General features: G+C 74.7%; 3 protein-coding genes and 2 pseudogenes. 4 read left to right on the forward strand and 1 reads right to left on the reverse strand.

Annotation, left to right across the window (positions count from 1 at the left end; all coding sequences use genetic code 11):
- Positions 1 to 5,019 (reverse strand): annotated as a pseudogene (locus BG452_RS25695) (SDR family NAD(P)-dependent oxidoreductase); the annotation flags it as partial.
- Here BG452_RS25695 and BG452_RS25700 point away from each other — a divergent pair.
- The 4 genes and pseudogenes from BG452_RS25700 to BG452_RS45980 all read left to right on the forward strand — a co-directional run.
- A pseudogene (locus BG452_RS25700) lies at positions 4,986 to 5,246 on the forward strand (hypothetical protein); the annotation flags it as partial. The pseudogenes BG452_RS25695 and BG452_RS25700 overlap by 34 nt on opposite strands.
- A 103-nt stretch (positions 5,247 to 5,349) precedes the next feature.
- Positions 5,350 to 6,228 carry a segregation and condensation protein A gene (locus tag BG452_RS25705; RefSeq protein ID WP_188306740.1) on the forward strand — a complete coding sequence of 293 codons (879 nt, stop codon included), beginning with the start codon at positions 5,350 to 5,352 and terminating at the stop codon, positions 6,226 to 6,228.
- Positions 6,229 to 6,440: 212 nt separating this feature from the next.
- The gene (gene scpB / locus BG452_RS25710; protein ID WP_317621230.1) at positions 6,441 to 7,118 is read left to right on the forward strand and encodes an SMC-Scp complex subunit ScpB; all 678 of its coding nucleotides are present in this window, start codon (positions 6,441 to 6,443) and stop codon (positions 7,116 to 7,118) included.
- Positions 7,119 to 7,180: 62 nt separating this feature from the next.
- A partial coding sequence (locus BG452_RS45980; RefSeq protein ID WP_223242731.1) for a hypothetical protein occupies positions 7,181 to 7,473 on the forward strand: 293 nt, incomplete at its 3' end.

Here is a 7,473-nt window from a genome sequence, read left to right on the forward strand (position 1 = left end):
GAGGGCGCGCAGGAGCGCGGGGACCTCGTCGGTGCGGGCCCGCAGGGCGGCCGCGTCGACCCGGATCGGGACGACGGCGGCGTGCTCGCTGCGCAGCGCGGTGGCGAACAGCGCCAGGCCGGCCTCACGAGTGAGCAGCGGGACGCCCTGCGCTGCCATGCGATTGCGGTTCAGCTCCAAGAGGTGCTCGCCCAGGCCGGCGCCGACGTCCCACATGCCGTAGGCCATCGAGGTGGCGGGCAGGCCGGCGGCGCGGCGGTGGACGGCGAGGGCGTCGAGGAAGACGTTCGCGGCCGCGTAGTTGCCCTGCCCGGCGGTCAGGACCAGGCCACCGGCCGAGGAGAACATCACGAAGGCGGCCAGATCCAGGTGGCTCGTCAGCTCATGCAGGAACCACGCGCCGTCGGCCTTCGGGGCCAGCACAGCGTCCATCCGCTCAGGCGTGAGCGCACCCACCAGACCGTTGTCACCCACGCCCGCGGCGTGGACCACGGCCGACAGCCCCGGGATCACATCGACCAGAGCAGCGACCGCGTCGCGGTCCGCCATGTCACAGGCGCGGACGTCGACGGCCGCGCCGACGGCGGACAGCTCCGCCACCAGCTCCGTCGCGCCAGGAGCCTCCAGGCCGCGACGGCTCGTCAACACCAGACTCCGCACACCACACTCGGCCACCAGGTACCGCGCCACGACGGCCCCCAGGCCACCCGTACCACCGGTGATCAGCACCGTGTCCTCCGCGCCGACCGGGACCGGACCCTCCGGCAACGGAAGACGGCCCAGCCGCGGCACGTGAACGGCCCCGCCGCGCACGGCCGACTCCGGCTCCGCGGTGACGACCACCTCCCCGTCCGTGTCCAGCAGCCCGAAGCGCCCCGGGTTCTCCGCCTGCGCGGCCCGCACCAGACCCCACACCGGAGCCTGCGCCAGATCCACCGGCTCACCCGCACCCACCGCCACCGCACCCCGCGTCACCACCACCAGACGCGACGCCGCGAACCGCTCCTCCACCAACCACACCTGAAGGACCGCCAACACCGCGTCGACGTTCACGCGAACACCGCTCGGAACGTCCTCGGGGCTCACGAAGGCGCCACAGTCCAGGACCACGGTCCCGGGGACCGGGCCCTCGGCGGGCAGGGCGTCCCAGTGCGCCCAGGAGTCCTCTGCGGCAGCCGAGTTGGACAGCTCCGCCCACTCGATGCCGTACAGCGGGTCGACCGAACCCAGCTGCTCCGCCGACACCGCCCTCCCCACCATCGACGCCACGGCCAGCACCGGCCCGCCCGCCGGATCGGCGAGGTGGAGCCGCAGCCCACCCCCGTCGAGCCGGAGGATCCGCACCCGCACCGCCGAGGCACCGACGGCGGACAGCCTCACGCCGGTCCACGCGAACGGGATCATGGTCTCGCGCTCGCCGCCGCCGGCCAGGATCGCGGCGTGCATGGCGGCGTCGAGCAGCGCCGGGTGCACACCGAAGCCGTCGGCCGCCACGCCCTCCGGCAGCGCGACCTCGGCGAACAGCTCGTCGCCGCGCCGCCAGGCCGCGCGCAGGCCCTGGAAGACCGGACCGTAGCCGAAGCCGGCCTCCGCCATCCGCTCGTACGCACCCTCCACCGGCAACGCCTCCGCACCGACCGGCGGCCACACGTCGAAGGACTCGGCCTCCACCGCTTCGCCGACGGCCAGCGAACCGGCCGCGTGCTGCACCCACCCGGCGTCCGGGTCCCCGTCCAGGCGGGAGTGGACGGTGACCGCGCGCCGCTCCGAGGCGTCCGGGCCACCGACCCGTACGTGCAGTTGGACGGCGCCGTGCTCGGGCAGCACCAGCGGTGCGGCCAGCGTCAGTTCCTCCAGCAACTCGCACCCGGCCTCGGTCGCGGCCCGCAGGGCCAGTTCGACCAGTGCCGCGCCCGGGACGAGGACGGTGTCCAGGACCTGGTGGTCGGCCAGCCACGGGTGGGACTCCAGCGACACCCGGCCGGTGAGGAGGAACCCGTCCGTGTGGGACAGGTCGACGGCGGCGCCGAGCAGCGGGTGCGCGAAGGCGCCCACGCCGACCGCGCCCAGGTCCCCGGTCGGGGTCGTCGCGTCGAGCCAGAACCGACGGTGCTGGAACGCGTAGGTGGGCAGGTCCACCGTCCGGGCGCCGGTGCCGGCGAAGAGGACGGACCAGTCCACCTCGGCCCCGGCCGTGTGCAGCCGGCCGAGCGCGCCGACCAGGCTCGCCTGCTCGCCCCGGTCCGTGTGCAGGGCGGGCACGACGCACGTGCCGGTGCCCGTCGGGTCGTCCAGGACGCCCCGCACCAGGCCGGACAGGACGGCGTCGGGGCCGAGTTCGAGGTAGCGGCGGACGCCCGCGGCCTCCAGCGTGCGGATGCCGTCGGCGAAGCGGACGGCCTCGCGGGCGTGGCGCACCCAGTACTCGGGCTCCTGGAGGCCTTCGGCCAGTGCGCCGGTGAGGTTGGAGACGACGGGAATCGACGGCGCATGGTACGTCAGCCCGTCGAGAACGGTACGGAAGTCCGCCAGCATCGGGTCCATCAGCGGGGAGTGGAACGCGTGCGAGACCCGCAGCCGCGTGGTCCGGCGGTCGGCGAAGTGCGCCGCGATCTCCGAGACGGCCTCCTCCGTGCCGGAGACGACCACGGAGGTCGGGCCGTTGACGGCCGCGATCGACACGAACTCACCCAGCAACGGCAGGACTTCGTCCTCCGTCGCCTGCACCGCCAGCATCGCGCCACCCGCCGGCAGCGCCTGCATCAGCCGACCGCGAGCGGCCACCAGCGCGCAGGCGTCCGCCAGCGAGAACACCCCGGCGACATGCGCGGCCGCGACCTCACCGATCGAGTGCCCGGCCACGAACTCCGGCCGCACACCCAGCGATTCGACCAGCCGGTAGAGCGCCACCTCGACCGCGAACAACCCGGCCTGGGCGTACTCCGTCCGGTTCAACAGCTCCGCGTCCGCACCCCACACGACGTCCCGAACCGGAACCTCCAGCGCCGCGCACACCTCGTCGAAGGCCCGCGCGAACACCGGGAAGCGTTCGTACAACTCCCGGCCCATCCCGAGCCGTTGCGAGCCCTGCCCGGAGAACAGGAACGCCGTCGCCCCACCCGCCCGGGCGGACGAGACGGTCGCGCCGGGGACGAGTTCACCCCGGCTCAGCGCGTCCAGTCCGACCAGCAGCTCCGCCCGGTCCGCGCCGAGCAGCGCCGCGCGGTGCTCCAGTGCCGGCCGCGTCGCGACCAGCGAGTGGGCGACGTCCAGGGCGTCGAGCTCCGGGCGCGCGCCGACGAAGGCCGCGAGCCGCTCGGCCTGCACCCGCAGGGCCTCCGGCGTCGCCGCGGCGAGCAGCCACGGCAGCGTGCCCAGGTCCCTTCCACCATCGGCGGGTTCGGCCACCGCTTCGGGCCCCTGCTCGACGATCACGTGCGCGTTGGTCCCGCTGATCCCGAAGGCGGACACACCCGCCCGGCGCGGACGGCCGGTCGCCGGCCAGTCCCTGGCATCGGCCAGCAGCTCGACCGCACCCTCCGACCACTCGACGTGCGGCGAGGGCCGGTCGATGTGCAGCGACCGCGGAAGCACCCCGTGCTGCATCGCCAGCACCATCTTGATCACGCCGGCCACACCGGCAGCGGCCTGCGCGTGCCCGATGTTCGACTTGATCGAGCCCAGCAGGAGCGGGAGTTCACGGTCCTGGCCGTAGGTCGCCAGGACCGCCTGCGCCTCGATCGGGTCGCCCAACGTGGTGCCCGTGCCGTGGGCCTCGACGGCGTCGACGTCCGCCGGGGACAGCCCGGCGCTCGCCAGCGCCTGGCGGATCACCCGCTGCTGCGACGGACCGTTCGGCGCCGAGAAGCCGTTGCTCGCGCCGTCCTGGTTGACGGCGGTGCCGCGGATCACCGCAAGCACCCGGTGACCGAGCCGCTCCGCGTCGGAGAGCCGCTCCACGAGCAGCACCCCGACGCCCTCCGACCAGCCCACACCGTCCGCCGCGCCCGCGAACGCCTTGCAGCGGCCGTCCGCCGACAGCCCCCGCTGCCGCGAGAACTCGATGAACATGCCCGGCGTGGACATCACCGTCGCGCCGCCCGCCAGGGCCAGCGAGCACTCACCGCTGCGCAGCGCCTGGACCGCCAGGTGCAGGGCGACGAGGGACGACGAGCACGCGGTGTCCACGGTCACCGCCGGGCCCTCCAGGCCCAGCGTGTAGGACACCCGGCCGGAGACGACGCTGCCACCGCTGGTGCCCGAGGGGTTCGTGTTGAGCGCGTAGTCGTGGTACATGACGCCCGCGAAGACGCCCGTCCGGCTGCCGCGCAGGGACAGCGGGTCGATGCCCGCCCGCTCCACGGCCTCCCACGAGGTCTCCAGCAGGAGCCGCTGCTGCGGGTCCATGTAGAGGGCCTCGCGCGGGGAGATCCCGAAGAAGCCGGGGTCGAAGTCGCCGGCGTCGTGGAGGAAGCTGCCGTGGCGGGTGTAGCTGTGGCCCTCCTTGCCGGGCTCAGGGTCGTAGAGGTGCTCGATGTCCCAGCCGCGGTCGGTCGGCAGTCCGGTGACGGTGTCGACGCCGTCCACCAGCAGCCGCCACAGCTCCTCGGGCGTGGCCGCGCCGCCGGGGTAGCGGCAGGCCATGCCGACGATCGCGATCGGCTCGTCGGAGGTGTGCGGACGGACGTCGGTGCCGGTCCTCGGCGTCGCCTCCGTGCCCGCGCCGGCCAGGTCGAGGAGGTGCTCCGCGACGGCCCGCGCGTTGGGGAAGTCGAAGGCGAGCGTGGCGGGCAGGCGCAGGCCGGTGCGCTTGTTGAGGCGGTTGCGCAGGTCGGTCGCGGCGAGGGAGTCGAAGCCGAGCTCCTGGAACGCGCGCTCGGGCGCGATGGCCTCGGCGGAGGCGTGGCCGAGCACGGCGGCGACCTCCGTCCGCACGAGGTCCAGCGCCAGGCGCCGGCCCTCGCTCTCACCCAGCCCGGCGAGTCGCTTGGCCAGGCCCGTCCCGGCCGCGCGGCCGCGCGCCGCGCCGCCCGAGCGGTCGCGAGCGGCACGACGAGAAGATCACCGTGTACGTCTCCGCCGAGGAGCTCATGGACCTGGAGCACGCCCGGCTGGTGCTGCGCGGCGAGCACGGCCTGGCCGTGGACCGCGGGCGGATAGTCCGGGAGGCCATCGCGGTCGTCCTGGCGGACCTGGAGCAGCGCGGCGAGGCCTCGATCCTGGTCCGGCGGCTGCGCGGCCGGTAGGGCGCCCGCAGGGGCGTGCCGGGGCCGGGCCCGAGGGCCGTGGGCGGCGTGTCGGCCGCTCCCGGGCGGGGCGGCCGGTGCGGTCGGGCGAAGATGGACCGTCATGCCGAGCACCGTCGAACCAGCCGCCAGCGCCGCGAACGCCACCGAGGAGGAGTCCCGGGGCGGCTTCCGGGTACGGCTGGACAACTTCGAGGGCCCCTTCGACCTGCTGCTCGGCCTGATCGCCAAGCACAAGCTGGACGTCACCGAGGTGGCACTGGCCACCGTGACGGACGAGTTCCTGGCGCACATCCGGGCGATGGGCCCGGACTGGGACCTGGACGCGGCGACCGAGTTCCTGGTGGTGGCCGCCACCCTGCTCGACCTCAAGGCCGCCCGGCTGCTGCCGGTGGCCGAGGTCGAGGACGAGGCGGACCTCGCCCTGCTGGAGGCGCGCGACCTGCTGTTCGCCCGGCTGTTGCAGTACCGGGCGTACAAGCGGGCGGCGGCGCTGTTCGGCGAGCGCTGGGCGGCCGAGCTGCTGCGACGGCCCCGGACCGTCGGGCTGGAGCCCCGGCACGCGGCGCTGCTGCCCGAGGTGGTCATCACCATCGGGCCGGAGCGGCTCGCCCAGCTGGCGGCCAAGGCCATGGAGCCCAAGCCGAAGCCCGTGGTGTACGTGGACCACATCCACACCCCGCCGGTGAGCGTGCGCGAGCAGGCCGCGCTGGTGGCCGGGCTGCTCACCGGCCTCGGCGAGGCCTCCTTCCAGCAGCTGGTCGCGGACGCGCCGGACACCATGGTGGTGGTCGCCCGCTTCCTGGCGCTGCTGGAGCTGTACCGGGAGCGGGCGCTGGCCTTCGAGCAGCCGGAGGCGCTCGGCGAGCTGCGGGTGCGCTGGGTGGCCGAGGAGGGCCGGGGCGCGGTCGAGGTGACGGACGAGTTCGACCGGCCCGCCGGCGAGGCGGAGCGATCCCAGGAGGAGGACGGGCGGCGATGAGTGGCGGGAACGACGGCGGGCGGCCGGTGCGCCGCCCGCTCGGGCTGCCGGGGCGGCCGCGGGCCGAGGAATGGCTGGAACCGGCCTTCGAGCTGCTGCCGGACCAGCCGACGGGGCCGGGGCCCGTGGCGGCGCGGGGGCCCGTGGCGGTGCCGGAGCCTGCGGCGGTGCCGGGGCTCGTGGCGGAGCCGGCGGACGGCGAGCCCCGGGTGGTGCACCAGAAGTCGGCCCCGTCGACTTCCGGTGCGCAGGAGCCCGTCGGGCCGGGTCTGAAGGCCGAGCTGGAGGCGATCCTGATGGTCGTCGACGAGCCGGTCGGGGAGGACCGGCTGGCCGGAGTGCTGGAGCGGCCCCGGGCCGAGGTGGCCGGAGCGCTGCGCGAGCTGGCCGCCGAGTACGCCGCCCAAGGACGCGGTTTCGACCTGCGGCAGGTGGCCGGCGGCTGGCGGTTCTACAGCCGGGACACCTGTGCCGGGGCCGTCGACCGCTTCCTGCTGGACGGCCAGCAGGCCCGGCTGACCCAGGCCGCGCTGGAGACCCTGGCGGTGGTCGCCTACCGGCAGCCGGTGTCCAGATCGCGGGTCTCCGCCGTCCGTGGTGTGAACTGTGACGGCGTGATGCGTACCCTGGTACAGCGAGGACTGGTGGAAGAGGCCGGATCCGAGCCCGAAACAGGTGCGATCCTGTATCGGACGACGAACTACTTCCTGGAACGGATGGGGCTCCGCGGCTTGGATGAGCTGCCGGAGCTCGCTCCCTTCCTGCCCGAGGTCGACGACGTGGAAGCGGAGTCCCTGGAGGGCACGATGATCGCGGAGGCGGTCGCCGCCGCTGTCGCGCAGGCCGCGGACGGCAGCGGCGAGGCCGATCGGGCAACGCCTGGTCGGTAGGGGGAGGTGAGGTCGGCCGAAACGACCGCACATCCCAGACGGAACGACGTACGGACACTTTGATGCGTAGCAGTGGCAACGGCAGGAACGGCAGCGGCGGCGGCAGCGGCAGCGGTCGCGGCGGACAGGGCGGGGGTCGGGGCGGCTCCTACGGCGGCAGCGGCGGCGGTCGGGGCGGCTCGGGTTCGGGCTCGGGCTCCGGCTCGCGCGGCGGCTCGTACGGCGGCGGTTCGTACGGTGGCGGCTCGGGCTCCGGCTCGGGTTCGCGTGGCGGTTCGTACGGCGGTGGCTCGGGCTCCGGTTCGGGTTCGCGCGGCGGCTCGTACGGCGGCGGTTCGGGCTCCGGCTCCGGCTC

Origin of the sequence: Streptomyces sp. CBMA123, assembly GCF_014596465.1 — a bacterium.
Lineage (GTDB): Bacteria > Actinomycetota > Actinomycetes > Streptomycetales > Streptomycetaceae > Kitasatospora.